18 protein-coding genes are annotated in these 25567 nt (G+C 62.0%); 2 read left to right on the top strand and 16 right to left on the bottom strand.

From position 1 onward, the window contains the following. Positions 1–80 precede the first annotated feature (80 nt). The 15 genes from PWM43_RS12195 to PWM43_RS12125 all read right to left on the bottom strand — a co-directional run bounded on the left by PWM43_RS12195 (position 81) and on the right by PWM43_RS12125 (position 20279). Entirely contained in the window at positions 81–1706 is a 1626-nt protein-coding gene (locus tag PWM43_RS12195; protein WP_289842799.1) for a glycerol-3-phosphate dehydrogenase/oxidase, read from the bottom strand. Further along, complete coding sequence (locus PWM43_RS12190; protein ID WP_289842798.1) at positions 1703–3271, bottom strand: FGGY-family carbohydrate kinase; 1569 nt, start codon at positions 3269–3271, stop codon at positions 1703–1705. The genes PWM43_RS12195 and PWM43_RS12190 overlap by 4 nt, the downstream gene beginning before the upstream one ends. Positions 3272–3360: 89 nt before the next feature. Then, a complete protein-coding gene (locus tag PWM43_RS12185; protein WP_289842797.1) occupies positions 3361–4320 on the bottom strand; it encodes a D-ribose ABC transporter substrate-binding protein in 960 nt (319 codons plus the stop codon). Positions 4321–4384: 64 nt separating this feature from the next. Further along, entirely contained in the window at positions 4385–5488 is a 1104-nt protein-coding gene (locus PWM43_RS12180) for an ABC transporter permease (protein ID WP_289842796.1), read from the bottom strand. Positions 5489–5526: 38 nt separating this feature from the next. Then, positions 5527–7083, bottom strand: a complete 1557-nt coding sequence (locus tag PWM43_RS12175; protein ID WP_289842795.1) for a sugar ABC transporter ATP-binding protein — start codon at positions 7081–7083, stop codon at positions 5527–5529. Beyond that, positions 7080–7745, bottom strand: a complete 666-nt coding sequence (locus PWM43_RS12170) for a DUF2291 family protein (RefSeq protein WP_289842794.1) — start codon at positions 7743–7745, stop codon at positions 7080–7082. The genes PWM43_RS12175 and PWM43_RS12170 overlap by 4 nt, the downstream gene beginning before the upstream one ends. Before the next feature lie 87 nt (positions 7746–7832). Further along, entirely contained in the window at positions 7833–8837 is a 1005-nt protein-coding gene (locus tag PWM43_RS12165) for a TIM barrel protein (protein ID WP_289842793.1), read from the bottom strand. After that, on the bottom strand, positions 8782–10287 hold the full coding sequence (locus tag PWM43_RS12160) for a glycerol-3-phosphate dehydrogenase (RefSeq protein ID WP_289842792.1): 1506 nt from the start codon (positions 10285–10287) through the stop codon (positions 8782–8784). The genes PWM43_RS12165 and PWM43_RS12160 overlap by 56 nt, the downstream gene beginning before the upstream one ends. After that, the gene (locus PWM43_RS12155) at positions 10284–11876 is read right to left on the bottom strand and encodes an FGGY-family carbohydrate kinase (RefSeq protein WP_289842791.1); all 1593 of its coding nucleotides are present in this window, start codon (positions 11874–11876) and stop codon (positions 10284–10286) included. The genes PWM43_RS12160 and PWM43_RS12155 overlap by 4 nt, the downstream gene beginning before the upstream one ends. Next, positions 11873–12901: a sugar-binding transcriptional regulator gene (locus PWM43_RS12150; protein WP_289842790.1), complete on the bottom strand. Its 1029-nt coding sequence runs from the start codon at positions 12899–12901 to the stop codon at positions 11873–11875. The genes PWM43_RS12155 and PWM43_RS12150 overlap by 4 nt, the downstream gene beginning before the upstream one ends. Positions 12902–13177: 276 nt before the next feature. Next, positions 13178–14449: an acyl-CoA dehydrogenase family protein gene (locus PWM43_RS12145; RefSeq protein ID WP_289842789.1), complete on the bottom strand. Its 1272-nt coding sequence runs from the start codon at positions 14447–14449 to the stop codon at positions 13178–13180. A 27-nt stretch (positions 14450–14476) separates the two neighbouring features. Beyond that, entirely contained in the window at positions 14477–15715 is a 1239-nt protein-coding gene (locus PWM43_RS12140; RefSeq protein WP_289842788.1) for an MFS transporter, read from the bottom strand. A 50-nt stretch (positions 15716–15765) separates the two neighbouring features. Then, positions 15766–16785, bottom strand: a complete 1020-nt coding sequence (locus tag PWM43_RS12135; protein ID WP_289842787.1) for an ABC transporter substrate-binding protein — start codon at positions 16783–16785, stop codon at positions 15766–15768. After that, the gene (locus PWM43_RS12130) at positions 16782–17858 is read right to left on the bottom strand and encodes an amidohydrolase family protein (protein WP_289842786.1); all 1077 of its coding nucleotides are present in this window, start codon (positions 17856–17858) and stop codon (positions 16782–16784) included. Before PWM43_RS12130 ends, PWM43_RS12135 begins: the two co-directional genes overlap by 4 nt. 12 nt (positions 17859–17870) lie before the next feature. Continuing rightward, positions 17871–20279, bottom strand: coding sequence for a TonB-dependent receptor (locus PWM43_RS12125; protein ID WP_289842785.1), 2409 nt, complete (start codon positions 20277–20279; stop codon positions 17871–17873). Positions 20280–20429: 150 nt separating this feature from the next. Between PWM43_RS12125 and PWM43_RS12120 the strand changes: the two genes are divergently transcribed. Continuing rightward, positions 20430–21914 carry an aminotransferase-like domain-containing protein gene (locus PWM43_RS12120; protein WP_289842784.1) on the top strand — a complete coding sequence of 495 codons (1485 nt, stop codon included), beginning with the start codon at positions 20430–20432 and terminating at the stop codon, positions 21912–21914. Between the two features lie 72 nt (positions 21915–21986). On the opposite strand, the gene PWM43_RS12115 is transcribed toward PWM43_RS12120, so the two are convergent. After that, entirely contained in the window at positions 21987–22625 is a 639-nt protein-coding gene (locus PWM43_RS12115) for a TlpA disulfide reductase family protein (protein WP_289842783.1), read from the bottom strand. Positions 22626–23042: 417 nt separating this feature from the next. On the opposite strand from PWM43_RS12115, the gene PWM43_RS12110 reads away from it, so the two are divergent. Further along, positions 23043–25484, top strand: coding sequence for a TonB-dependent receptor plug domain-containing protein (locus PWM43_RS12110; RefSeq protein WP_289842858.1), 2442 nt, complete (start codon positions 23043–23045; stop codon positions 25482–25484). Positions 25485–25567: the final 83 nt, after the last annotated feature.

Here is a 25567-nt window from a genome sequence, read left to right as displayed (position 1 = left end):
CGCCCCGCGAGCGGCTCGTCGATATCCATCGGTGCCCTCGCCTCGCCGCCACTCCGATGGTTCATGAAAGGAATGTGCAGCTACAGCAACGCCGCCTGCCATTCGGCGTCGCGACGATCGTCGCTCCAGCCCATGGTCTCCTGAAGGGTCTGCGCGACCTCACGGGCGACCACGTCGGAAAGGCGACCGGACAGCGCGATTGTCGTCCGCCGATACAGCAGATCCGACAGGGTTCTCACCTGTTCGTGAGACGCAAGATACACCAGTTCGCGCCGCGTGAAATCCGGCATCGCGTGCAGTGGCGCATCGGCCTCCGCCGCACAGAATGAAAGAATGGCGCGGGCGGTCGTGCCGTAGCGCTCGAAAATCTGTGCCGCGCGCGCGGCGGGCACAGCGTTCTCGCGGGCGAGAGCCGCAATATAGGCCGCCTGCTCCGATGGCGCAGGGTATTGCCTCCCGCCGCCGATCGGACGGTCGCGCGTGGTCGCGGTTCTCGGCCGCGACAGACGCTCCAGCACCTTGTCGGCAACCTCTTCCGCCAGCCCCCGGAAGGTGGTCCATTTTCCGCCTACCAGCGACAGCACGGAGAGCCCGTCCAGCCGGTCCTCATGAACGATATGATCGCGGCTGATGGCGCCCGGATCGTCGACATCGGCGGCCGGAAGCGGCCGCACGCCCGCATAGCGGTAGAGAACCTGACCGGCGTCGATCTCGAACCCGGGAAAAAGCGCCGCCAGCATGCGCAGCATATAGCTCTCTTCTTCCTTCGTGCATGACACGCGATCCGGATCATCGACGGGAATATCCGTCGAACCGACGAGCACATGCCCCAGAAACGGATAGGCCAGGCAGATCCGCCCATCCGGGGTGCCGAAATAGACCATGCGCCCGTCCAGTTCCCGCAGCAGCGCGGGATGGTCGAGCACCAGATGCGAGCCCTTCGTACCGCCGATATAGCGCGTGGGGAGACCGATCGCCGCATTGATCCGGTCGATCCACGCTCCGCCCGCATTGACGATCAGCCCGGCGCGTATGGAGCGCTCCCCGCCGGTCAGAACATCACGGAGTTTCATCACGCCGTTCGCGATCCCCTCCACGGTCGTGTAGGTCATGACCGCGCTCGTCGGCGAAACGTCCAGCCCGTCTTTCACGCATTCGAAACCCAGGCGTTCCGGGCTGGTGATCGCGGCGTCATAATACTGCCCGGCGGCGATGACGTCCGGAGCCATATGGAGCCAGGTGCGGCGGAAAAAGCGCCCGATCTTCATGCGATGAAACGGCATGGCGCGCGCGCGGCTGCCGAAAACGTCATAGAGCAGCAGGCCGAGTTCGGTGATCAGGACACCGCGATCCGTCATCTTCGCCTTGCGCCTGAAAAACCGGCGAACAGACGGGACGATGCCCCCGAACCACGAACGGATGGGCAGCACCGTCAGCAAAGGACGCACGGTATGCGGAGCGTTGCGCAGAAGGAGGTTGCGTTCGAATGTCGATTGCGCGACGAGGCGAAATTCACCCGTTTCCAGATATTTGATGCCGCCATGGATCAGGCGCGAGGGGGCCGCCGAGGCGCCACAGCAGATATCGCCCTTGTCGAGGATCAGAACCTTCAGCCCCTGAAGCGCCAGCTCCCGGAACAGTCCGGCGCCGTTGATCCCCGCGCCGATGATGACGACGTCGAAATTCTCGATATCCGGAGCCGTCATGCTCGGTTTTCCTCCTGTTTCACGACCGGAACGCCTGGCAGGAAACCAGCGTCCGGTCCTGTTCCCATCCCGTAAAGTCCATCCCAGTGCGGCTTGACGGCCTCGACGAGGCGGCTGTACCGCTCATACGCATCCTGCTGGATCGCCGCACGCGACGGCTCGGGCTGATAGGCACGCAGTTCCACGTCCTGCGCTTCGACGGCCGTTTCGAGGTCGGGGAACATTCCGACCGCCACAGCGCCCGTCAGCGCCGCCCCCAGCGCTCCCGCCTCGCGGACGTTCGAGACGCTGATCGTCTCGCCGAACACGTCGGCGAACATCTGCGCGATGCCCGCTTCGCTCGTACCGCCGCCCGCGATGCCGATGCGACGCACCACGCCCGAGCGTCGCAGCGCATCGACATGATAGCGGTGATTGAAGGCGATGCCCTGCAACAGCGCCTGCACGATCTCGTCGCGCCCGTGCCAGGCCTGAAGGCCGAACAGGCTGGCGCTGGCGGGGGCTTCGTAGGGCGAGCCGAAAAGATAGGGATGAAACAGCGGCTCGCCCGATACCGGCCCTCTGGCCAGATATCGCGAGGCGGCGGCGCGCATGAAAGTGGCCGCTGCCGCGGGTTCGTCCGGGCAGAGAAGCCGCGCCAGCCATTCGAGATTGCTGGCCGAGCCGGGCGAGATGGACATGCAGTTCCAGAGACCGCGTCGATATCCCGCACGGCAGGCCCATTCGTCTCCCGGCACGGGCGCGTCATGGAAAATCTCGTTGATGGAAAACGTGCCCGCCGTGACGGACATGTCGCCCGCCCGCGTATGGCCAAGCCCGATCGCCGCGGCCGTCACGTCATGCAGCCCCGCCGAAACCGGCGTGCCTTCCAGCAGGCCCGTCGCGCTGGCGGCGGCGGCACTCACGGTTCCGGCCGGATCGCAGGGGAGAAGCAGCTCGGGCAGCGCGCCCCGCATCGGTGACAGACCCAGCATGGCCAGGATTGCGTCGCTGTAATCCTGCGTATGCAGATCCGTGAACGCGGTGCTCGCTTCGGTCAGATCGGTGGCGATCCGGCCCGTCAGACAAAGGCGTATCCAGTCCTTGGCGAAAAACGCCGTGCCGATCGCATGATAACGTTCCGGTTCGTTGTCGCGCATCCAGGCGAGAAGTGCCGTGGCCGAATAGCGATAGGGTCTCTGCCCCGCGATCGGAAACACGCGATCGAGCGTGCCTTCCGCGCGCCAGTGCTCGTGCAGCCCCTGCGCGCGACTGTCGAGCGACATGATGCCGCGCCCGAGCGGATGGCCGGTGCGATCGAGCACGAACAGCCCGTCCCCATGCGCGGTTACACCGACCGCCATGATCGCGCGCCCGTCCAGCCCCGCATCGGCCAGAGCATCGCGGATGGCCGAGGCCGCCGCCTGCCACGCCTCACCGGGATCGCGCTCCACATGATGGGCGCGCTCCATGTGCTGCGCGACGCGACAGCGCCCCGTGCCGAGGATCTCACCCGTGGCCGAGAAGATGACGGCCTTGGTCGATGTGGAGCCGCAATCCACGCCTATGATGCCGTTTTTCGTCATGATACTGTTCTCCCGCCCAAGGCCCCTCGTCCGGCCGTCCTTTCATCCGGGCATCGTCGGCTGCGCGCCGATGCCCGGATGCCGTCGCCTCACTCGGAGAGCGTGAAAGGCGCCGTATATTTGTCGACATTGTCCTTGGTGATGAGGATGCAGTTGAAAAGCTGCTTCTCCGGCGCGCCGGTCTTGCCCGTCTTGATGAAGGCATCCGCCTCGTCGACCGCCTTGCGGGAGAAGATCGCGACCGGCTGCAGGACCGTATATTGCAGGTCTCCGGCCTTGATCGCGGCGATCGCCGCCGGAGAGCCGTCGAAACCGCCGACCTTGATGCTCGCAAGCTTCCCGGCTTCCTTGAGCGCTGCGATCGCGCCCAGCGCCATGTCGTCATTGCCACTCAGAACGGCCACGATATCCGGGTGGGCCTGCAACATGCTCTGCATCTTGTCGTGACCCTGTGTGCGATCCCAGTTCGCCACCTGCGAGGCCACGCGTTCAAGGTCGGGATACTGGCTGATGACCGTGTTGTAGCCATTGGAGCGGGTGGCGGCGTTGTTGTCCGAGGGAGCACCAAGCAGTTCGACGTATTTGCCCTTGTCCGCAACGCGCTTGACCCATTCCTGCGCGCCGATGGCCGCACCCTGGGCATTGTTGGAAACGAGCTGCCCCTTGGCCAGACCGGCCTGGTTGATTTCCGCGTTGACGAGAAAGACGGGTATTTTCGCGGCCACGGCCTTGCGCACGGCGCCGAGCGAACCGCTGGCATTGGCCGGATCGAGAACGATGGCCACGGCATGATTGGTGATGGCCGTATCCACGAGATTGCTCTCGACGTTGGTGTCGCCCTTATGCGCCGAGACATTGGCCGTGTAGCCAAGCTTGCGGGCCTCGTCGGCCGCGAGTTCTCCCTCGAGCTTCCAGTAGGGGTTGGAAGGATCGTTGACGATGACGGAGATCAGCCCGTCGGCTGCATGGGCCGCATGACCCATCGTCATGACCGCACCCGTCATCATGGCTGTCGCGAGAAGCGCGCGTTTCGTCTTGTTGAACATCATGTTCACCCTTGTTGCACATCCGGAATACTCTCCGGTGTGATTGCTGGGACGGTCCCGTTCAGTGTCAGGCTGGTGTCGTCGGCAGATGCGTGCCGGTCGGGTTCAGCGGAGCTGGCTGCCCGCCTGAAATCGCGGGCTTCTTCGCCCGCCGCCGGTACTGGACGGCATTGAGCAGCACGGCGAGGACAATGACTGCGCCGGTGAAAACCGTCTGCCAGTAGGAAGAGACACCGATGATCACGAGACCGTCGGAAAGAAAACCGATGACGAACGCGCCGAGCAGCGTGCCGCGCACATTGCCCCGCCCGCCCGTCAGGGCCGCGCCGCCCACGACCACGGCGGCAATGGCCGTCAGTTCGTAGGTGGTGCCCGCCGTCGGTCCGGCGGATGTCAGTTGCGAAGACAGGATCAGGCCGCCAAGAGCGGCGCAGATGCCGGAGAAGACATAAACCGTGATCTGCACGCGCTTGACCGGCACGCCGGACAGTTCTGCGGCGCGTTCGTTGCCGCCCGCCGCATAGAGCCAGCGCCCGAAAGCCGAACGGTTCAGAAACAGGCTCATCACGAGGGCCGCGAGCGCGAAGACCACCACGCCCACCGGCACGCTGCCGAGCCGGTTGAAACCGAGCCAGTCGAAGCCCGTATTGCCAAGCTCCGTCTTGCCGCCGAGATCGTTATAGGTCAGACCGTTGGTCATGAGCAGCGCGAAGCCGCGCACCATATACATGACGCCGAGCGTCGCCACGAAGGCGGGAACCTTGAAGCGCGCGATCAGCACGCCATTGACCAGACCGACAGCGGCGCCGAGCGCCACGCAGAGAACGACCACGACCCAGACCGGCGGATAAAGCACGATACCGAACGCTGGCAACGTCACGCCCTGCATCAGGAAACCCGCGACTACACCGGACAGCCCCAGCGTCGAACCGACGGACAGGTCGATGCCGCCATCGAGCACCACGAGCAGCATCCCGAGCGCCAGCAGCCCGAAAATCGCGACATGCGATGACATCGTCATCAGGTTGTTCGTCGTCAGATAGTACGGCGAAAGCAGGGAGAAGATCGCGATGATGGCGATCAGGGCAAAGAAGGCGCGGCCCTGAAGAAGGATGCGTCCGATGCTGAAGGAAGCGCCGGGAGCGGCGCCTTGCGCGAGATTGGTCGCCATGATGGACTCCAGTATTGCCAGATTTTTCCGTGGCTTCTTTATGCGGCCGCGTTCTCGGTCAGGACGGCTTCGCCGGACGCCTCCATGATCGCGTCCTTCGTGGCATCAGGCCCGAACTGGGCAACGATGCGTCCGCGACGCAGCACGATGATGCGATGGGCGATGCTCAGGCATTCCGAGACTTCGGACGTCGAATACAGAACGGCCAGCCCCTGTCGCGCACGCTCCGCCAGAATGCGGAACACTTCCGCCTTCGCGCCGATATCGATGCCCCGGCTCGGCTCGTCGAGCACGATGGCGCGCGGGTTCGTCGCCAGCATCTTGCCGATCACGACCTTCTGCTGGTTGCCCCCCGAAAGCGCGCCGATCATCGCCTCGCCACCTGCCGTCTTGATGAAGACATCACGGATCGAATCATCGATCAGGGTCTTCTCGCGCGGGCTGGAGAGGAAAAGACGTTCGACGAACTGCCGGATGCTCGCGAGCGAGAGGTTGCGGCCGACCGTCATGGTCTGCACCAGGCCGTCGCGCTGCCGGTCTTCAGGCACGAGCGCGAGACCCGCCGCGATCCGCTGGCCGATCGACAGACCGGACATGTCGCGCCCGTCGAGCCGGACGACGCCGCCCGCGACGGGTACGCGTCCCGCCACGCATTCCAGCATTTCCGTGCGTCCCGCGCCCATGAGGCCATAGAGACAGACGATCTCGCCCGCGCGGACGTCGAGAGACAGGCGATCCACGACCGGCATGGTGCCGCGCGCCGGATCGATGACCGTCAGATCCTCGATGGACAGGACGGGCGCACCGAATTCATAGCCGTCCGGCGGCGTGCCGAGATCGAAATTCTCGCCGACCATATGGCGGACGATCCATTCGAGGTCGATATCCTTCGCATCCGCCTTGGCCGTGATGGCTCCGTCACGGAGAACGACGGCGTAATCGGTGATATGCAGCGCCTCTTCGAGATGATGCGAGATGTAGACGATCGCCACGCCCCGGCTCGTCAGGTCGTGAATGACGCCGAACAGAACGTCCACTTCCGTAGCGCTCAGCGCCGATGTCGGCTCGTCCATGATGAGAATGCGTGAATCGACCGACAGCGCGCGGGCGATTTCGACGATCTGCTGCTGACCCAGACGCAGATCGTCGACTTTCGTCGAAGGATCGACATCCTGGCCCAGATCCTTCATCAGCTGGCGCGCCTGCCGGGCTTCCTCGGCGAAATCGACACCCCGCGGACCGCGGATCTCACGTCCCATGAAAATATTGTCGCGCACGGAGAGATTGGGCGCGAGGCTCAGTTCCTGATGGATGATCGAAATGCCGTGATCGCGCGCATCGTTGGACGAGGCAAAGACGACAGGTTGCCCGTCGAGTTCGATATGGCCCGATGTCGGCGTCTCGACGCCCGACAGGATTTTCATCAGCGTCGATTTTCCAGCGCCATTTTCGCCGAACAGCGTGGTCACGCTGCCGCGCCTGATCTCGAAATCGACTCCCTTGAGCGCGCGCGTATTGCCGTAGGTCTTGGTCACGTCGCGCGCGGACAGGATTGTATCGTTCGCCGATACATCCATTTTCAGAGCAGCACTCATGGCAGTTTCATCTCCGAAGGAGTCACGAGCCAGTTCGCGGGATTGATCAACTGGAACACACCCGTAACGATGACGGTTTTCCCGGTGAGATTCGCGGTGTCGATCGGCGCGAGCACGTGTTTTTTCATTTCGGTGTTCAGCGCCGCGCCCGCATTCTGGAAATCGATCTGGTTCCTGAACTGTCCGAAGACGATGTCACCCGTCGCGTCGCGCAGATCCGTGCCGTTGATCGCGGGGCCGGTCTGCATGCGGATATGAATGTCCTCGGGCATGCCGGGCACGTTGACGGTGTAGATCCCACGCTTGCCGTCGCCGACCGTGCCCGTGAATTTGACGGAAATCTCCGGCCCGACGCTGCCCTGGACGCCATATTTCCTCGCTGCGGCATCCGCATCCGCTTTCAGCGCCGTCGCCAGGATCGTCGCTTCCACGGCGCGCGCCGCGATCGCGGCCTGCATTTTCGGAAATTCCTTCGGGCCATAGGTAGCCGCCGAAAATTCCTGATCCTCGGCCGCGCTCTGTTTGCCAAGACGCACCACATGCGTATCGACCGCCATGGCGCAGACCAGAACCGCACCCAGGAGACCGTAAATCAGGCCCCGACGCTTTCCTTTCGAAAAGCCCCGGTTCGTCGATCCGTGCATCATGTCGGTCGCATTCATCTGTTTGATCCTTCGACACCAAGGAGCTTCGCCGCTCCGAATTTCCCGCACAGGCGGGAGAAAATTCCTGAAATGACGTCCTGATTTTCAATCCGTGTGCAGAAACTCGCGACCGCTCCCGATATGCGGGGCCCAGAACGCGATGGACTCCGCGATTTGCGGGACGACATCGCGATCGCTGGGTTCGCGTTCCTTGAACGACAGTTCGAGACAGATCTCGTTATCCCGCGCGCCGCCTTCTTCCAGCGCGGCCAGCAGCGGTCCCGGCTGAACCAGGCCGCGCGCGTTGAACGCCGCCGTGAAAGGGCGGTGGCCGCCCTTGTCCATCAGCGACTGTTTGATGTGGATGATGGGCGAGTGACGGGGAACGGCGCGCGCCCAGGCGTAAGGGTCGTAATCGTCCGGATTGGCGCTCAGAACGTCCCCGTGATCGATATCCGCCATCATTTTCAGCGGAATCTCGAAACCGGAATCATCCAGCCGCGCCTGGAGTTCAAGCGCCGAGCGGATCGTCTCGCCAAATTCTCGCCCGACCGACATCGGTTCCCAGAACATAAAGGACAGCCCCGCCGAGGCCGCATGTTCCGCCACGTCGCGCCAGCACTCTATCGCGGTCCGGATCTGCGCTTCACGCCGGGCCGGATCGTCGAAATCGCGATAGGTGAAGATCGCGAACTGCGTGCCGACCGACGTGCCGCCCAGATCGGCGATGATCTCGGCATAGGTCTTGAACCACGTCACGTAATAGGCGCGCACGGCGGCATCGGGATGGCCGAAATGATTGAGCCGCCCATAGGGGCCGGTCATGCCCGAGGTCACGCGCACGCCGGTCCGGTCCATGGCGCGGCGCATATCACGGGTCAGGCGGCGGATGGTCGCGGCATCCCAGGAGGGATTGATGAATTCATGGGTCAACTGAAGATCCCGGATCTTCAGGTCGCGCGCCACGGTCGTCATCAGGTCGTCCGGTTCCGCGAACCGGTTGACCAGCGGATTGGTGTTCAGGGAAAGCGTAAAGGCCATGATCGCCTGTTCCTCACGCCGCGCGCTGCTGTCGGAGGTCGAACCAGCGCGCGAACGCGTCGGCTTCATGCGCCGTCAGATGCAGCCCGTGCTTGGTGCGGCGCACGAGAATGTCCTCCGCCGTTTCGGCCCATTCGTGGCGCATCAGATAGAGCGCCTCGGCTTCATGGAAATGGCCGCCGAAATGCACGCCGAGCTGCGAAAGATCGCGCGTCTCTCCGAGCAGGACACGCACGCGCGTGCCATAGGTGCGCGCGTAGTAACGCGCCAGATCGCGCGGCAGCCACGGATATTCCTCGGCCAGCCTTTCGAGGAAGAGTGTCACGTCGCCATCACGGATATCGCCGCCCGGCAGGTGGGCCTCGGCCGTCCAGTCGCGTCCCATCAGGGGAAAAAACGGCGCGAGTTTCTGCAGGGCATGTTCGGCGAGCTTGCGGAATGTCGTGATCTTTCCGCCGAACACGTTCAGAAGCGGCGCATTGCCCGTCTCGTCGAGATCGAACACGTAATCCCGCGTGACGGCGGACGGATTGCCTTTGCCGTCGTCATAAAGCGGACGGACTCCCGAGAAACTGTGCCGCACGTCCGAACGGCGCAGTTTCTGCTTGAAGTAACGATTGACCGCATCGAGCAGGTACTGGATCTCGTCCTCTCCGATTGCGACATCTTCCGGCTTGCCGTCATAGGGAATGTCGGTCGTCCCGATGAGCGCGCGATCGCCCTCATAAGGATTGATGAAAATCACCCGCTTGTCGTGGTTCTGAACCAGATAGGCGTTCGCGCCGTCCCAGAATTTCGGCGTGATGATGTGACTGCCCTTGACCAGACGCACGTTGCGCGTCGAATGCGCCCCCGCGACATCGCCGATCACATCCTTCACCCACGGTCCCGCCGCGTTGACGAGGGCGCGAGCGCGAACCGTCTGGCGCACGCCGCTGCGCACATCCATGATCTCGGCCAGCCAGATCCCTTTTTCGCGCCGGGCGCTGACGAAGGCCGTGCGCGTCAGGATCGTCGCGCCGTGCTCCTGCGCATCGAGCGCATTGAGCGCCACGAGCCGCGCGTCATCGACCCAGCAATCCGAATATTCAAAACCGCGCGTATAACGGCTCTCGATCGGCTGGCCTTCGGGATCGCGACGCAGGTCGAGGGTCCGTGTGCCGGGAAGACGCTTGCGGCCGCCGAGATGGTCGTAGAGGAACAGCCCCAGACGCACGAGCCACGCCGGACGATCCTGCGGGCTGTGCGGCAGGACGAAGCGCATGGGCCAGATGATGTGCGGCGCGCTGGCAAGCAGCACTTCGCGCTCGATCAGCGCCTCGCGCACGAGCCGGAACTCGTAATATTCGAGATAGCGCAGGCCGCCATGCACGAGTTTGCCGGAGCGCGAAGACGTACCCTGCGCGAGATCGTCCTTCTCGACCATCATGACCGAGAGACCGCGCCCGGCGGCGTCGCGCGCGATACCCGCGCCGTTAATACCGCCGCCAATCACGAGAAGATCCAGCATATCGGTCATGCCCGCAGCCTTTCATTGTTCCACGCCGGCGGAGAGGGCGGTACGGTGAGGGCGTTCCAGACCGGCTCCAGCCCCTCGCGCGCGTGGCGATATGTCTCGAAATGCGCGCCATAAAGCGCGCATAGCGCGGGATCGGGCCGCTCCAGCACGCCCAGCCGCGGCTTGACCCAGACGTCGAGGCAGTCATCCATCGACGCGAAAGCTCCGATCGCGACCGCCGCCATCATCGCCGCACCCGCCGCCCCGGCCTCGTCACGTCCCGAAAGGCGCACGGGCGCGCCGACCACGGCGGAGAGAATGCCACGCAGACCCGGCGAGCGCGTCGCACCGCCAGACAGGCGGATATCCGTCGGAATCGCGCCCATCGCGCCGTAACAGTCGCGCGCCGCCATGCCGAGTCCCTCGACGACGGCGCGCACCAGATCCGCGAAATGATGGCCGTGGCTCAGTCCGATGAAGGAGGCGCGCGCGGCGGCGTTGATGAACGGGCCGCGCTCGCCCGCCTCGGAAATATAAGGATGATAGAGCAGCCGCGCTGGCTGACTGGACGCCAGCCAGCCTTCGATGCGTGGCACGAAATCCGCGGCCTGATGCGGCGCGCCGACGGCGATGGCGATCTCGGCGGCAAGTCCGAGAACCCAGTCGATATTCAGCGTCGCCGCCATGTTCGACTGGATCTGCGCGACCAGCCCCGGCACCGGCAGCACGATGGCGTAGCCGGTATTGGCGTCATTCAGCACGAAATTTTCCGCCCGCACGGCCTTCATATGAATGCCGGTCGATCCCGTCACGGTGCAGGCCGCCGGTTCGCCGCGCGTATAGACGCCAGCCCCCAGCCCCGTGGACACGATATCCATGAAACCCAGAGAAACCGGAGTGCCCGCGCGCAATCCGGTCGCGGCGGCGGCATCGGAAGAAAGCGGAAACGTCTCGCACGCGCCATCGACGATCGGCGGCAGGAGACGCCGCGATCCGCGCAGCCCCAGCGCCTCGATGACGTTGTCATCGTAAAGGCGCGTGCGGAAATCGCCGAATGTCAGACTCGCTTCGGACGGGTCCGTAGCGCGCACGGCCGTCAGATTGAGGAACAGCCAGTCCTTGCAGTGCAGGGCCGTCTCGGCGCTCGCCAGCCTCTCGGGGCCGACGCGTTGCATATGGGCGAGCTGGGCGCCCTGCTGACAGGTCGAAAGCCCGGTTCCGGTCGTGACATAGCGCGCGCGCTCAGCCGGACCGGAGCGCAAATCGCGCACGGTCCCGGACGCGCGGGCGTCGAGCCAGAGCCACGCCTCGCCCACCGGCTGATTGTCGCGCCCGACGAGCCACGTTCCGTCGCCCTGCCCCGTCACCGCGATCGCCGCCGTGCGCCCGGCAAGATCCGGAATCATCTCGGCGAGCCGACGCAGCACCGCGACGCAGTCGGCCCAGGTCTGGTTCATGTCCTGTGTCGCCACGCCGTCATGGGCGAGCGTGTAGCGATTGGGGCGGGACGCCACGGCGATCTGCTCGCCGTCGAGGCTGAAGGCCACGGCCTTGACGACGGATGTTCCGGAATCGATCCCGATGATGAGGGCGTCCTGTCGGTTCGTCATGACACGGCTCCAGCCATCTGATGCGCGGCACGGAGAGCCGGCGGGACCGACACCGGCTCATTGTCCGCCAACAGGGCCAGGACGCGCCGCGCCGTGCTCTCGACCGTGATCAGCCCGCCCAGCGCGCCGCTGGCGAGAATGGCGGCGATCGGCTCGACTTTCTGCTCGCCGCCCGCGACGGCGACGATGCGCCGCCCCTTCAGGTTCTCCAGAGACGGCGAAAGAGCGCGATCATTGAGCCGCGTGCGGACGACGCGGCCTTCGCGGTCGAAGAAATGCCCCAGCATCTCGCCCACCGCGCCCTCATCGGCGACCGCCATGATTTCATCCGCGTCCACAACCTGGGCGGCGACGAGATTGGCCCTGGGCGTCACGCCTCCCAGCCCCGCGAGAATGAGATTGGCCCGCTCCGCAAGCGCGAGCACTTCGCGCACGCCGCGCTGCGCCAGAAGAACAGGACGGTCCGCGGCGGTGTTGGCAAAGAAGGGCACAGGCATCGCATAGGACGGCGCACCGGTCTTTTCGGCGAGCCTGTGCATCACGTCGAACGGATTGGCGGCGAAATTGCGCGTCAGGCCGCCCAGCATCGAGACGAAGGAGACGTCACGCGCGTTTTCGCAGAACAGTTCCGACACGAGGGCCGAAAGCGTGCGTCCATGGCCGATACCGATGACCTCGTGACGGCGGCTCTCGATTTCACGCTCCAGAAACCGCGCGCCCGCGATCCCGAGTGCGCGGAAGGACATGTCACCCTCTTCGAGATCAGGCACGACCTCGCAATATCCGAGCCCGAAACGGTCAGCGATTTCAGCTTCGAGTGCCGCGCATTCCGCGACCTCTCCGACGACCGACACCCTGACCGCGCCGATCCGCTGGGCACGAGCGATCAGCCTGTGCGCCTTGACGTTCGACACGCCGAGACGGGTTGCGACATCGGTCTGGGTCAGGCCGCCGATAAAGTGCAGCCATGCCGCCCTGATGGCGAGACTGTCATCCGTGGAACGCTGTGTGCCAGACCGGTTCATGTTCATCGCTCATCGAAACCGTGAAACATTTCACTCGATGAAAACTCTTACGACCAACAGACTTTATGAGTCAACTAACACTCGGAGAGTTATTTTGTGATACAAGTTCACATAAGAGTGCTGTGACGCCGTTTACGAAAAAGGCCTCCCGGAACCTGGGAGGCCTGTCTTGAATCATCATTGGCGAGAAGGGATCAGCTTTCAGCCATCATCCCCCATAACGGGAGCCTCCGGACAGGAGCAAAACCAGAGCGGCACACGACAGGCCTGAACCGGTCAGATGGAGGCTGGAGATTTGAAATGGCTTGGAAACACGAGCGGCTTTTCATGCAGGACATGCTGTCCGATAACACGACGTGCCAGCACTTCCGGATCGTGAGAGGACAGCGTGCGGACATCGCGCCAGTACTGATCGAAATCCGCCGCCCATGCCGTGCCGCGTCCTCCAGCCAGCTCAAAAATCCGGGGCGTAATCTCCAGCGCCGCACGGGACGCGAATGTACGCAGGGCGAGAGTGTCCAGTGCGATCTCTCCGCGTTCCTCCTCTGTCAGTTCGGCGCGGCGGTCCCAGGCGGCCTGCACGCGGTCGAGCGTCGTATCGAGATAAGCGCGAGCGGCCTGGACCTGCACCCAGTATCCGGCGAATTCAGCCTGAATGAACGGGTCGTCGGCTGAAACGGACGCGCCGCCGAAGGTGCCCTGACGCCGCCCTTCCAGCGTGTAGCCGCGCACGCGTTCGAGCGCACCCAGCGTACGTCCGATAAAAACCGCCGAGTAAAAAATGGCGCCGAAACTCGCCCAGAGCGGCAGCGGGCCGGTCTGTCCGGGTCCATGAGACCAGTGCAGGACTTCCTCGGAAAAGATACGCACGTTTTCAAACGTGATGGTGCCGGAATCCGCGCCACGCAACCCAATCGGATTCCAGTCATCAAGGAACGTCAGCCCCTCGCGGTTCGTGGGAATAACACCGTAGATATAGCGGTCACGATCGGGATGAATGGCCAGGACCGTGGTAATCTCCGCCAGCGGAGCGCCGGTGTTCCATTTTTTCGTGCCACTGATCGTATAGCCGCCATCGGGATGATGCTGCGCCACGAACTCCTTGTTCACATATTGCGTCACGTTCCCCCAGAGCCATCGGGCATCGGTCGAACGTCGCACGAAATCAGCGTTGCGGTTCGTGTAATCCGTCAGGAGCGGCACAAGGGAATTGTAGAAATGAAACCCGAGAAGAGCCGCCGTGGACCCATCCGTCTTCGCGATTTCAAGCACGCTGTAGGCGGCGTCGCGAAAATTCCCCCCGCCCCCGCCCAACGTTTGAGGATAGAGCAGACTGACCAGACCGCTCTCGCGCAGACGGCGGATCTGGTCCACCGGACGCACCCTTTCATGGTCGCGTTCGATCGCACCGTTCCGAAATACCTCGGCAAGCTGACGCGCTCTTTCGACCCAGTCTTTTGGATAGGGTTCGGCGCTTAAGGGGCGCGTGGCCGCGACGAGATCGTTGCGGGCGGGAAAGCCGGATGTCGGGTTCGTGATGGAGGTCATGGTCTTGGAGCCTTGGCGAAAAAATGATCAGGAAGCGCGGCTGCGGAATGCATGAAAGGTCAATCCGATCCAGAAAAGCGCCGAAAGAGCGTAAAAAAAGGGACCTACGAGAATGGCATTCGCGAGTCCGAAATGATCGGAAAGCCGGCCCAGAAGCCAGGGCGCAATCAGGCCCGAAGTGCCACCGGCGACCATCGCCCCAAAGGACCCGGAAATGGTGCGTAGCGACACCGGTACAGTCTCGATCAGCAATGTCGTGAGACTACCGGCCGTTGCGCCGAAGGTCGCAATGGCGAGCATGCAGAAGATCTTGCACAGCGTCAGGCTGGGCGTCGTGAACGCTACGAAAAACAGGATGGATGCCAAGAGTGCGCTCCCCGCGAGCGTCGCGGAAATGCCCCACACGCGTCCGGCGAGAAAACGCCCTGTCAACCAGCCGCCGATCGGCCCCGCGGGCAACGTCACCATCAGGGCGAGAAAGGCAAAACCCGTCGCCTGAAAATTATCCAGGCCGTGCGCGCGGTGCAGGAAAGCAGGCAGCCACATCTGGGCCGTCATCATGCCGGAAAAAAAGAGGCACAGGGCGGCCAGATGCGTCACATACGGTCCAATCCTCAGAACCGAAAGCTGACGCCGCCAGCCGGGGCGGGCGACCGCTGTCATCGGATGTCCGTCTGCATGCCCCGGACTCGGTTCCGGCAGGAAAACGAGCAGGGCCGCCAGCACCACTCCCGGCAATCCGGTCAGCAGAAACGCCCAGTGCCAGTCCGCATGAGCCGCGATCCAGCCACCGACACCAAAGGCCAGAGCGGAACCCAGCTTGTTGCGCAGCATGAACAGGGAAAAAACGACATTGCGCTCACGCTTATTGTAAAGATCAGCCAGCCAGCCGGGCGCAATCCCCTGATAGGCTGCGATGCCGAAATTTGTCAGCGTGCGCCATAGCACCAGCGTCGCCAGCCCCGAAGCCAGCGCGCTGCCGGCGGAGGTGAGGCTCCATAGGATAATGGAGCCGATCAGCACGCTTTTCCGGCTGAACCGTGAGGCCAGCGCAGCAAAAAGCGGGGCGCCCACGATGCCAGCAATGGTCGATATCGACGCGACACTCCCGAAGGCGGTGTCCGAAAGATGTAAATCCGTCTTGATGGGTGTGAGGAGACCCGAAAGAATCATCGCATCCATGGAACATGTCGTCCCGACCGCCAGCAGGAGAGCGAGCGCCCATCCTCGTGAAGGCCGCGTGACGCCCGATGTCGTCGTCGACATGACAGATCCGGTCCCGACCGAAACGGAGGAGAAGGCTTCACCCATCTCCGCTAGCTTTTCACGGCGTCTGTCTGACGCTGGCGATGAAGCGCCGTCGCGTCGACAAGAATGCTGCGATCGATCCAGCTTTCCAGATCGAAATCATGTTCGATGAGGCGATGACGCAGCAAAAACGTCTTCTGGGCCGCAAGGGAAGCGACGTAATCCTCGTTGAGGTCCAGGCGGACACCCTGGGGAATATTTTCGTAGACGGAGGCAATTGTTTCGGGCGCCTGTTTCAGGTCGCTCGCCAGAATACGCACGGCATCGATCGGGGCGGTCGCTGCCCATTCGGATGCCTCTATCAGACGCGCCACCACGCGCGCCACAAGATCACGTCGCTCCTCCAGTAAAGGTGTACTCACGACCAGACCACGGAGCACCGAAGGATGAACGCGATCGACGCGATCGGACGCAAGCCGCGTGTCATAAACAACGTTCAACTGCGGATAAAACCCGCCATCGGGGGGGATGGAAGCCGCGACGGCATCGACGTCGCCCGCCTCCAGCGCCTCGATCCCCTTGTGAAACAGGGAAAGAAGAAATCCGCCCTTCGCCGCGCCCGGGTGAAAGCGCGGCAGATAGACCAGTTCCACATCGTCGAGAGAGAGACCGTCAGACTTCAGAGCCGTCTGATAGATCTTGAGTTGCTGCGCCACCATCAGGTCGAAGGGGCTGTCGGGATTATGGAAGACCGCGACACGCCGCCCTTTGAGGGATGCAGGCCTGTCGAGGCCCGAGCGGTGCAGGGTCAGCACCGGATAGCGGCCGTCGAGAAAAGCCAGGCCAACAACCTTGCATTCGACGCCCAGACTTCGCTTCCATACAGCAGGCGCGTGACCGGCATTCCGAAGCCAGAACCGGTCGGCTCCATCATATTTGAGCTTCGGGGAGAAGCCGACCGATTTGTACTCGAAATCGACGTCCGGTTCGTCACGAAATTCGTCCTCAAGCAGTCCCCTCGCATGGGCGAGCGCCGTGACAGTCGGAACGGACGGGCAGCGCGTGTAATGAATGACAGGCCGTGTCATGACGTGAAATCCTTGTGAGAAAGCAGACGCTCCGACAGGCCATCATGGCGTCCGAGCAGACCCAGTGCGTTGGAGGAGAGGACGGCGTTCTGACTGTCCGGGTCATGCGCTGTCGCAGCCCGCACGCGTTGCAGCGTCGGTCGGATATCGGGCAACGGCGCGTAGTCGGAGCCGAACACCACGCGCTCCGAACCCAGCACGCGGATCGCGGCCGCGACGGCGGCCGTACCGCTTCCCGCAGCTCCGGTATCCAGCCAGATCTGGCGGAAATGCTGCCGCAGGGGACCAGCCTGTATACGCGGCGAGACTTCCGCCTGTTCCGCCGCGAGCGCGCCCAGACCACTTCCCCCCAGCATGGCGATCTGAAGCGTCACGTCGGGAAAAGCTGCGAGAAAATCCGTGAAAGCCAGCGTTGTCACGGCGGAAGCGAAGTGAAATCCGTTGTCAATGACCCATCGGATCGCGTCATTATCTTCGTACACGAGGTTCGGTGGTTGTCCCGCGATCACGGGATTGGCGAAACCCGTGTGTAGATAAATATGGCTGCGATGAGCCTGAGCCACCTCGAACAGAGGGCGAAACTGCTCGGCGGACGCTCTTGAAAAGAAACCGTTTACCGGCAGAACACCACCAATCAGCCCCAGTTTTTCGTGGCCTCGCGCAAGCTCCCATGCGGACCACGCAAGATCGCTGGTGCTCAGTGCCGCGACGGCACTGAAACGATCCGGATGGCGGCGTACCAGCGCCGATGTGTCGTTGTTCCACTGCGTCCACAGATCCAGCGTCTTTTCCGCGGGAAGCGCCGCGTCCACGCCAAGCGTCGTGGGCCATGACACAAGCTGATGAGCAATTTCGACCGCATCCAGATGGGCGAGACGCGCATCGACATCATACCACTGGGGACCAAGCGGAAACGCTCCCCCCTTCCCCGCGCCCGCGCCTGTGCGCCAGATGGCCAGACCCTCCCCCTGTGGTCCGATGCGAGGCGCTTCGGCTCGACGTCCGAGAATGTCCAGTGTCGAAGGTGGGAACCAGTGGGCGTGAAGGTCGATGACCGGGAACAGACGGCTCATGAGTGTCTCGCCTCAGAAAAAATCAACGCGAGCGGACAGGAGGAACATCCTGGGCGCGCTGTATTGATAGGTGAAGGTCTGGCTGGTCGCAGAATAAGGCAGGACCTGAACGAGGTATCGGTTTCCCGCGATATTGGAGACGATACCGCTCAACTCCCACCGGCTGTTTCCAGGGCGGAAGGACGCATGCACATCGCCAAGCCAGACCGCGGATTGCTGAAGGGCGGATGCCGTCTCGTTGGACACGAGATAAAAGTAATGCCCGGTATAATTCCAATGCGTACCGATCGATCCGTCGCCAATCGGGGTGCGATAATGATAATCCACAGATATGTTGGCGGTCTGGTGCGGAGCGCGGGCGAATTCGTTACCGGTCAGGTTTGTCGCGCCAGACGGCGCGGTGAAGTCGGTAAATTTCGTTCGCAGTACACCGACATTGCCAGATACCGTCAGATCTTCCAGCGGCCTCGCCTGAAAGGCAAATTCACCGCCGTAAGAAATACCGGATGCCGCATTGGTCAGCGAAATAATCGTCGATTTCGTTGCGGCGTCCGTCGCGGTCCAGGATACCTGAATATTGTCGTATTTGGAATAAAACCCGTCCGCGCTCAGTGTCAGGTGCTTGTCGAACCAGCTCCCTTTGTAGCCGCCTTCATAGGAAGACAGCGTCTCCGGATTGACCGCCGCGGCTTTCTGAAGCGGCGCCCCGCCCCGATTGACGGGATTGGGCGTCACCTGGGTGTTGAAAAGACCCGAGCGGTAGCCATCCGCGATACGGACGTAAAGCATCTGGTTTTTATCGAGCAGAAACTGCGGCTCGACCTCGTAGCTGACATTCGACCAGCTCCGCCCGCCATGATAGCCGTCAATTCCCGTCAACGAAGAGAGGACACTCCCCGCGTTCCACCAGTTGGCCGGATTGGCGGAAAACGAGACCGGCGCCAATGCCTGCTGACTTTCGAGATCGAGATGCAGGTGATCGTGCGTCCAGCGCACGCCTCCCGCGATCTGGAACCAGTGTGTCACGTGAATGGTCGTATTTGCGAAGAGCGCAAAACTATCCGTCGTCTGGGTATAGTTCGTCGCGGCATAAGCTGGCTGCCCGATGATGGCGGGCGTAGTGGCCGCGCCGGGCGGCAGAGTCACCGTTGCGTAATTATCATGCAGGTTTTCGTGGAAATAATAAGCGCCCGCGATCCAGGAAATACGTTTGTGTATATCTGATGCCAGACGAAATTCCTGACTGACCTGCGTCGGATGCAGCTTGTCGTAGGAACGGCTATATTCCTGCGGCGTATAATCGCCGTCACCGGACTGGCGGCGCTGCGCGTTTTCGAACGCCGTGATCGACGTGAATGTCAGCCCTGCCCCCGGGTGCCAGATCGTGTGAAATGACGCGCCTTCGGAAACAAGCGCCTGACGCCCATTCACGTTGGTATTGGTCCAGTCGCGACTGCCGATCTTCAGCGGTGAAAAGACTGAAATTCCGGGCGCGCTGTAATAGGGGACGTTGGTGCCCTGCATATCCCGGATATGAAGGTTGAGAAGAAATTCGACCTTTTCATTCGGACGCCACAGTGTCTGGAAACGCGTGGCGAAATCACCGAAGTTCCCGACATTCTTCCGGCTCTGGACATTCCGCGCCCAGCCATCGGAATCCTCGTAACGCACCGAAAGACGCGTCGAGAGTTTGTTCTTCACGACCGGGGTGTTCAGGACCAGTTCGCCGCGTTTCTGGCCATAATCCCCGAAATCGACTTGCGCGTGTCCGTCGTTGCGGAACGTCGGTCGCAGCGAAGTAAACTGGATCGCGCCCGCTGTGGCATTCTTCCCCCACAGCGTCCCCTGGGGACCGTTGAGCACAGCCACCTGTGCCTGATCAAACAGCGGAAAACCCTGAAACGCCAGGCTGTTGAGATAGACGTCATCGGCATACAGAGCGACGGCGCCTACAGCATTGTTCGCGACATTTCCGTTGCCAACCCCACGAATATAATAACGGGGCCGCAGACGCCCGTCGAAATTATAGCCCAAGGCATTCGGTGCGAAGGCAGCCACGTCAGCCGCGCTGTCCATATGTTGCCGAGCCATAGTTTCAGCGCTGATGGCCGTCACCATTCCCGGCACTTTCTGGATATCCTGCGATCGCCGGTTTGCCGTGACGACAACGGTTTCCAGTCCTTTCGACTGCCCCGCCTTGACGACCGGCCTGGCCGGTGCGGCGCGCGACCCTCTGGCTGGCGTCGTCTGAGCGCTGGCACTCCCCGCCACCGACAGTCCGAACGCCACAGCGCCGGATGCAAACGCGCGGGCTGCTATTGCCGATGGCACCCGCCAGTCGCACTGGCAGCCGTAGCCCCATACGCCTGCAAGCAGGGCACCCAAAGGGCGACGGGCCGAGGGACGGGTGAAATCAACCACAGAAATGTGCCTTTTAGATATTAACATTTATAAATCGCACTATACGCATTCCATTAAACACCGTTAGGATCGGTGCGTATGATTTTTATGGGTACGGTAAAAACGATTTTATATAGTTGTTAAGTGTGTTTATGGAGCTCTTCCTTGGTGATGTTTCTCCCTGCCCTTGATCGGCAATCAGATGAAAGCCTGCAAAAGCAGATCGTCCGGCAGATGATCGAGGCGATATCCAATGGGACATTGCGGTCCGGGGAAGCCCTTTCCGGAGTGCGCGATTGCGCGAATCGGTGGGGAGTTTCACGCAATACGGTCGTGTTGGCGCTGGAAAGGCTTGAGGCCGAGGGTTATCTGGAGACACGTCCGTCACGTGGCACCTATGTTCACCGTACCCCACCTCATGTCGGCACACGCAGTCCGAACGCGAGCAGCGCCAGCGAACTCGGAGAAACGACACGGGTGATGAATACGCCTCGTTTTCTCGACCGGGCTTTTGTAGGCGATAATGACGGTTTTCCGCCGTTAAAGCCTTCAGCATCTCCGCTCAACCTCGGCTTTGGAAGCGATGTACCACTCTACCGGTCCATGGAGTGGCGACGCACCGTTCAGAGACTTCTGATACGCGACAATTGGAAGCGTGGCGGCCAGTTTCAGCCCAATGCGGGACTTCCCTTTCTACGTGAGGCCATCGCCCGCTGGGTGACAGCCAGACACGGATTGTCGATTGACGCGCAACAGGTCATCGTCATTACGGGGCTTCAGCAAGCCCACTCACTGGTGTCGCGTGCGCTGCTGTCTCCCGGCATGAAGGTTGCTCTGGAAGATCCGTGCTACATGGGCAAGCGACGCCTCTACGAAACGCTTGGCGTAACGATCGTCAACGCGCCCGTAGACGGCAAAGGCATCAGAATGGCGGGCCTCGATCTCGAGGATGTCAGCCTGGTCTGCGTCAATCCGGGCTGTCACGTCCCGACGAACGTATCGCTCTCCCTGCCGCGACGGCGTCAGCTTATCGCTCTGGCCGGTCAGACGAAAACGCATGTCTTCGAGGAATCGATGTTCGATCTTCTGGCGTTGGAGGGAAAGGCGACACCGTCTCTGCTGACATTATCTGGCGGCAAGAACGTTCTGCATGCGGGGCTTTTCGCACCGGCGCTGGGAGGAGGCGTGATGCTCGGCTATCTCATCGTGCCCTGGGCGCTTCTACCAGCCGTTATCGACGCCAAGCTCATCATGGATAACGGCTTGCCGTGGCTGGAACAGGAAGCGCTGGCGCGGTTCATCGATGCCGGAGATCTGGACAATCTTCTTAAACGCAATCGCACCATCATGATGCGGCGCCGCGATTATCTGCTGAGTGCGATGAAAGAGAATCTTGGAGAGATTGCCGTTCTGGGCGCAGGTCATGCACCGCGCCTGAGCTGGTTCCTGCCACCGGAATTTCCAGATACGGCATCCTACGTAAGCCGCGTCAAAGAACGAAACGTCTACATTCCAGGCGAATACCCCCTGCGCCCGTCAGCGGCTCCCCCGATGCCTGAACTCGATCGACTTGTCTCTCACGGATACGGCGAAGTTTCGGACGACGAACTTGAAAAAGTCGTGCAGGTCTTTGTGCAATCGGCGAACCTGTCATAATCACCGTGCCCAGCAAAGAACGCGCTCGATAGTCCCTGCTCCGGCGTATCGTGAGAGTCGGAGAGTCCTGATTTACGAACGCGTCAGTTGCGCCACCGTGCGCCTGACCGAGTCCGGGTCCCAACGCATCTCACCCAGATTTTCGGCGACGATCCGGCCGGACGCATCGACGACGATCGTCCGGGGAATGCCCTGGCGACTGACGGGGTGCTTGCTCCAGTCAGGGTCCGACTGTTTGCTGGCCTGCGTCAGGGCGTCCTGATCGGCCGTCTCGATCAGAAGGGCCGAGACGGGATCGACATAAACCGGCAGCGACGTGATTCCGTGCTTCCCATAGAAACCGCGAACCTTGACGGCCGTACTGCCGCGCACGGCGACCGGCACGATCACGGGCGACGAAGCGCCGAACGCACGCGCCACGGCATCGACGCCTGGCAGTTCCGCGATGCAGGGCGGGCACCACGTCGCCCAGAAATGCAGGATGAACGGGGCTCCCAGCCAGTGCGACAGCGGAATATCCCGGCCCTGCTCATCCTGAATGAAAGCCGTCGGCAAAGGACGTGGCGTGGCCAACCTCCCGAAAACCTCGGGAGTAAAGCCGGGAATTTTTTCACTATCCGCCGGAGCAGCCAAAGCCCGCCTTGCGCCAAGCGAGAAAGCCGCGGCTCCGACGCCGCTCAGGATCGTTCTGCGCTTTATTGTATGTTCCATAGATACTCCTGCACTGAATCGAAATCGCAACCATTAGCAACGCATCACGTTCCTGCTTTGGCAAGAGTGGGCTTACTCTCCTGATCTGCGGTCGTCTGACGTGTGAACGAGGTCAAAGGCGCAGACCGATACGGCAGGATGTGTTGCATTTTTACAATAGGACAAGATGCTATTTCATAGCCACTTTATTTTATAGTGATTAAACCATGAAAATATATTAATTATCATCGAGCTGCCGTGATATAACCCTGTCGGCTTGAGGAAATCATCGTGCGTCCGTTCCATTTTCCCACCATTCGCTCCCGTCTCGTTCTGCTGGGAACCTCATCCGCTTTATGTCTGTGGAGCCACACGAGCCTCGCACAAAGCGCTTCCGACACAACTTCGCACAAGCCCGCAGCCGCCAGACCCCTACCAATGGCCTCGCGCTCCAGCGTCGCGAAACCCAATGTCAAGTCAGGCCCCAAACCAGCGGCATCGACGTCTTCCGCCCGACGACAAGCCACGCTGACCCCGGGCGTGGAACATGGCGTCACGCCATCCGCACGCATGGGCGAAGGTACGGAAACCGTCATCGTGACCGGCACCCGCGAAATCGGCAAAAAAGCGCGCGACAGCATCTCGCCGATCGACATCGTGACTGCCCGGCAGCTTGCCCAGACGGGCATGCCGTCCTTACGCGAGGCTTTGACCCAGCTCCTGCCCTCGCTGACCATGCCGACGGGAGGCTTCGACGCCGGCGCCCTGACCTCGGCCTTCAGCCTTCGTGGCCTGAGCCCGAACGAGACTCTCGTTCTCGTGGACGGCAAGCGTCGCCATACCACCGCCAATATCTATGCGGACCCCGGACCGCAGCAGGGCAGCACGCCCGTCGATATCGACATGATCCCGATGGCCGCCATCGATCATGTGGAAGTCCTGCGTGACGGCGCGTCGGCCCAGTATGGCTCCGATGCCGTCGCGGGCGTGGTGAATATCATTCTGAAGAAACAGAGCCATGGATTTCACGCACAGTCTCTCAGCGGCATCACCGCCGCGAAGGACGGTTTCGAGCAGGGCATCTACCTCGATAGCGGCGCGAAACTGACGGACCGTGGCTATATCCATGTCAGCGGCGATTTCGTACACGAGGATCACACGTTTCGCAGCGCACCGGATCTGCGGACGGGAACGAAGATCAACAAACTCCTCGGCCAGCCTGAACAGACCCGCGAAACCGTCGCCGTCAAGGCAGGCTATCATATTCTGGACAATCTCGAAGCCTACGCGGTCGCGACATACGCCCACCGTCATGGCGAAGCCTTCCAGAATTATCGTACGCCAGGCTCGCTTGCGAGTTATCCAGCCTATGCCGCGATTTATCCCGATGGATATTCGCCCATCATGACCATGGAAGAAAACGACTGGGAGGTCACCGCCGGGCTACGCGGAGAGATCGACAACTGGCACTGGGATCTCTCCTCGGTCTATGGGCGTGATTACAACCAGATCGGCCTCACCAATTCCGCCAACCTGACGCTTTCAAAAGCCACGGGTCTCACGCCCACGAATTTCAATGCCCAGGGATATAGCGACGAGCAGTGGAGCAACACGTTCGACATCAGCAAAGCCTTCCACATTGACGGCTGGCCTCACGCCATCAATGTCGCCGGAGGCGCTTCCTATCGGTATGAGGGCTATGCCATCGGCACCGGATCTCCGGACTCCTATTACGGAAGCGGATCGGACGCGTTTGCGGGAACCGTTCCCGCCAATGCGGGGCATTTCAACCGGGACGTGATCGGCGGATATATCGACGTTGCGACCCATCTGACAAAAAACGTGCAGCTCGATCTCGCTGGCCGCTACGAACACTACACCGATGTCGGGAACACCGAGACCGGCAAAGCCGCTCTTCGTTATGATCCGCTCCCCTGGCTCGGCCTCCGCGCCACCATTTCCAACGGCTTTCATGCACCGACGCTGGCCCAGGAATATTACAGCGCGGTCGCGGTGTCGCCGACAGCGGCACGCGGCATTATCGGCGCGAATTCGCCGGGCGCTCTCGCCAATGGCGCGGCAGCCCTCAAGCCGGAACGATCGACCAACGCGTCGGGCGGCATCGTGATCGAGCCGGTCCGGAAACTGCACCTCACGGCGGACGTGTATCAGATCAATCTGCGCGATCAGATCCTGCCGGGAGGGAACGTCTATGGCACCGCAGCCCTCCAGACGCTCCAACTGAACGGCTTCACGCTACCCGCCGAAGCGGCCGGATGGGGCAATGCACTCTCCACGCACTGGTTCGCCAACGTCGCGAGCACGCGTACACAGGGCCTGGATCTGACCGCGACCTACCCGACATCCCTTGGACCTGTCGGTCGGATCGACTGGGACGCGTCCATCAACCTCAACCGCACGCGCCTGAGTCATGAAGGTATGGATGCAAGCGGGGGCGCGTTGCTCACTGCGCAAAGCATCGCCTACATCACGACGGCCTATCCACGCAGCAAGATGGTCTGGGGCGGCCGCTTCACTTCCAGCAATGGCAAATGGGCGATCGGCGTTCATGAAATCCGCTGGGGACAGACAACATCCCAACTGACCAACTATGGCGGAACGACCAACAATACGGTGCCGGACGCCTATGCCTTCACGGCCTTCCGCAACATGCCGCGTTTCATCACCAATCTGGACATGACCTACCGGGTGCTGCCGCAACTTGCCTTCACGCTCGGCGCCAACAACCTGTTCGATGCCCGTCCCTCGCGCGCGCCAGACGCCAACCGCTATCTGGGTGTACCGCAATATTACATGAGCACGTCTCAGCTTGGCATGAACGGGGGATTTTATTACCTGAAAGTCGACGTGACTCTCTGACGTGTCTCTGTGAGGAAGGAAGGCCGCCATGAGAGCGGCAACACCATGGCGGTCTTTCGAGAGCGGCGAGGCCAGATGCGCCG

This window comes from Brytella acorum, assembly GCF_029309905.1.
Classification (GTDB): Bacteria; Pseudomonadota; Alphaproteobacteria; order Acetobacterales; family Acetobacteraceae; genus Brytella; species Brytella acorum.
Note: the sequence above shows the minus strand (reverse complement) of the source record. Positions and strands in the feature narration are given on the sequence as shown.